Origin of the sequence: Microcoleus sp. Z1_B2, assembly GCF_036700325.1 — a bacterium.
In the GTDB taxonomy this organism is placed as follows: domain Bacteria; phylum Cyanobacteriota; class Cyanobacteriia; order Cyanobacteriales; family Microcoleaceae; genus Microcoleus.
Map to the genome: position 1 here is coordinate 74346 of NZ_JAUBOQ010000035.1, position 3162 is coordinate 77507.

A 3162-nucleotide genomic window follows, 5' to 3' on the forward strand; every position below is an offset into this window, starting at 1 on the left:
AAAACGGAAAATTCCTCTGCGACACAAACCAAAAACCCGACTGTTTCTGAAAATCGCAATTCAGATCCGAATTCTGCCGATCCAAAAACGGAAAATTCCTCTGCGACACAAACCAAAAACCCGACTGTTTCTGAAAATCGCAATTCAGATCCGAATTCTGCAGATCCAAAAACAGATTCTCCCGCAGGAGAAACTGAAAATCCGACTGTTTCCAAAAATCCCAATTCCGATCCAAATCCAGCCGATCCAAAAACAGATTCTCCCGCAGTAGAAACTGAAAATCCGACTGTTTCCGAAACTCCCAATTCCGATCCAAATTCTGCCGATCCAAAAACCGAAAACTCTCCCACAGCAGAAACTGAAAACTCGACAGTTTCCGAAACTCCCAATTCCGATCCGAATCCTGCTGAGATAAAAACCGAAAACTCCCCAGCGACAGAAACCAAAAACTCGACAGTTTCCGAAATTTGCAATTGCGCGACAAATCCTGCTGAAACAAAACCCGAAAACTCCCCAACGACAGAAACTCAAAACCCGCAAGTTTCCGAAAACACAATCCCAACTATCTCAGAAAACATTCAACCAGCCATCGCAGATGCCAAATCAATCGACTTCATCACAGGAGACAAAATCGAAACATCCGTCTTTTTCCAACCCGACAAACCAGAAATACCAGCAATACCCGCAGCATCCACAGACATTCTCACCGGGGAAATTGAAAACACCTCTCCAACTCTTATCGATACCCCCGAAATAGCCAGCCAAACTCCTGAAAATTTCCCGCTAATTTCTCCCGAAGAAATTTCCCAACAGTCGGAAACTCTCAACAGCATATTCGCCCAACAATTTCCTAACATTCCCGAAACAGAATCCCGCCAAAATCATCAACCATCCGCATCAGAATACATAGTTACCGACGCCCAAACTATTATACCCGAAATTGCCGTCACCGAAAATCATCACTCACAACAATCGGAAAATATCACCGCCGACAGCAAAAATCAGCCACCAACAACTATCGACGAATTTGTCAACCCCGACTTCGACTCCGAAAACATCGCCATTACTCCCGAAATATCATCCGACGCCAACAATCAGCCAGACAATTCACTTCATATCATCCCCGACTCCTTCATCGCAACTGCAACTGACAGCCACTCCGAAACAACCATCAACGAATACACAACCACCGACACAGAAACCCAACCAGAAACAACCCCCAACCTCCCCCAAAAAAACCAACCATTAATCGGCATCATCGACACCGGATTCACCACCAACAATCCCCACATCAACTACAGCCAAATCAGCCTCGGCAAAGACTTAATCGAGGGCGACAACAACCCCCTACTCCAACCAAACCAAGGAAACCAACACGGCGACACAATTTTAGAAATTATCGCCACCACAGACAATCAAAACCCCACCCAAAAATCGACTCCGATTTGGTTGGGACGAGCAACAGGCAGCGGCAACTGGCATCAATCCCTGATAGAATTTGTAAACGCAGCAATCGCCGCCAAACAACCCAACGCCCTCATCAACCTCAGCTTCGACTTAACCCAAATCAACCCCGACGGCACACAAACCACACGGCACAAATTGACAGCAGAAGAAAAATCAGCACTCAAATACGCCCTTGACAACAACATCCTGATTGTAGCAGCCGCTGGAAACGAAGGAACACTCATTTCAGCCCTCGGACAAGCCTCCACAGAATTCGACAACATCATCACAGTGGGAGCATCCGACAACAACCACCGCGCCGCCTATTCCAGCTACGGAGGCGGATTAGATATCCTAGCACCAACAAGCCTTACACAAACAGCAGAACCATCAACAACCCAATCCAAACAAGGCACATCAATAGCAGCCGCATTCGTCACAAACACCATCTGGCAAATGTGGGCAGCCAACCCATCCCTGAACCGCCAACAAATCAAAAACATCCTCCTAAACACAGCAACAGACATCGACGTACCCTCATGGGACGAAAGAACAGGATACGGAATATTAAACCCAGAATTAGCAATAGCCACAGCCACAGAAACAATCCCCGCAATCCCAGTCTTGGCAGCTACCAAACACTGGACAAAACCCTTAATTGATGCCGATGCAAATCCCAGCAACACACCCAACAATACCCCATCCAAACCCTCAGAAAGAGCAACTGCAACCACCGCCCCAGGCACACCAAAAACCACCAGCACCTCAACCGGAAACAGCAATGAAGGCACTAGCTCTTATACCACAGAACTAGCGCCACATACAACCACCTCTACCAGTAGTTCCCACGGTACAACCACCACAAACACTCAAACCAACAGCCACTTCTCAAACACCGAATCAAGCTGGGATCAAAACGCCGTCCAAACCAACAGCAAGGGCAACTCTTTTAACCAATCCACCAGCGATTCAAACACATCTGCCAGTACCTACACCAGCAAAAACTTTTCTCAAAACTCAGTAGAAAACAAAAATCAATCGCAGCAAAACTACAGCCGAGTTAAATACGAAGGCACTCGCAACGACCAAAGCTCATATCTTCAAAAATCCCGCAGTTCTAGCAATTATACCACTCCTTCACAAACTACAAACACCACTGCCGACAGTTACCGAAACAGTTTTTCCCAATCAGACAGTCAATACGGAACCGACTATGCAACGAATAACGGCAACCGCCAAGACGATTGGGGTTCAAAATCAACTTCAAACACTCACTATACTAGCAGCACCGGCAGTTCTCTCAACCACAGTTCAACTCAAATTCAAGGCAAAGCCGATTGGACGTCGGGCAGCAATAACAGCAGTTACACCAACACTCACAGCGGGTCATAAAGCCAAGTAAATCGCTCGAATTATGAGAGCAACAGTAGCAGCGGCCCCTCCAAAACCAGCAACAGCAGCAACGACTATTCAGCAATCAATTCAACTTGGGACAGCACTACAACAGACGGCACAACAGTCAGCAGCAACAGCCGCGATACTTATTCAGAAGCCAATAGTAATTATCACAGCAGTTACGACGACGGCCCGTCAAAAAATACCAGCAATCAATCCACTTACACCGTCAATCAATCTGAACAAACCAACAGCAGCAACGGCCCATCATACTGGCAAAACAATCGAGATAATAATTACTCGGTAACTCAGACCAATGAC

Annotated in this window: 2 protein-coding genes; both read left to right on the forward strand. The window is 46.7% G+C overall.

Going from position 1 to position 3162, the window contains the following annotated elements:
- On the forward strand, positions 1-2838 hold a 2838-nt coding region (locus QT984_RS20380; protein ID WP_333374787.1), incomplete at its 5' end, for a S8 family serine peptidase.
- 22 nt (positions 2839-2860) lie between these two features.
- Positions 2861-3148 carry a hypothetical protein gene (locus QT984_RS20385; RefSeq protein WP_333056686.1) on the forward strand — a complete coding sequence of 96 codons (288 nt, stop codon included), beginning with the start codon at positions 2861-2863 and terminating at the stop codon, positions 3146-3148.
- Positions 3149-3162: the final 14 nt, after the last annotated feature.

What these genes read in the sequence shown, in the direction of transcription:
- QT984_RS20385 (WP_333056686.1), top strand. Translation starts at nt 2,861, where the DNA reads ATGAGAGCAACAGTAGCAGCGGCCCCTCCAAAACCAGCAACAGCAGCA.